At 68.2% G+C, this 676-nt stretch carries 1 protein-coding gene; it reads left to right on the forward strand.

Annotated features, from left to right (window positions below):
* Positions 1-676, forward strand: a 676-nt coding sequence (locus tag CCN37_RS38235) for a TerB N-terminal domain-containing protein (RefSeq protein ID WP_210408418.1), incomplete at both ends; no start/stop codon positions are given.

The raw sequence follows: 676 nt of genomic DNA on the forward strand, positions 1-676 counted from the left end.
CCTGTACTTCTACGGTCTCGAACGCCGCCTGCTGACCGAGATCCACGACCTCGACGACGCAGACGGGGAGTTCGCGACCCTGGTGGGCGAAGTGCGCCGGTTGCTCCGGATCTACCGCGGCAACCGCTCCTTCCGCGGTTACGCGGAAGGCTTGCTCGACGCGGTCGCTCTCCTCGATCCCACGGTGCGGCACGACCGCGCTGCGCCGCCGGTCCCCGAGTGGAGCCAAGAGTTGCCCGTGGAGCTCAAGATCGGGCTGGCGCAATTGGCCGTCGACGGACGTCCGATCCCGGCCGACTGGGCTTTGTCCTGGTACGGCCACCATCCCGACGCCCACCTCCGGACACCCGCCGTGCGTTGCCCGGACGAGTTCCTGGAGCTGTTCACCAAGCGCTACCGCGCGAAGTTCGGCGACGGGATGCTCGTCAAGCCGAACAAGCCACGCCTGTCCGTCGGCTACTACGCCGCCAGCAGCGGCTTCCACGGCCACGTCACGCTCGAGAACACAAAGCTGCCCGACGTCGGCAAGCTGACCGGCCCGATCACCAAGCTACGAGACATCGTCGAAGACGTGACCAGCGATCTTGACGCCTACAGCCGCTACCTCGGCCGCAACCCGGACGGCGCCGGCTCGCCCGCGGCCATCGCGCTCCTGCCGGAGGGCGTCACCCACAAG

The organism is Allokutzneria sp. NRRL B-24872 (assembly GCF_002155965.1).
In the GTDB taxonomy this organism is placed as follows: domain Bacteria; phylum Actinomycetota; class Actinomycetes; order Mycobacteriales; family Pseudonocardiaceae; genus Allokutzneria.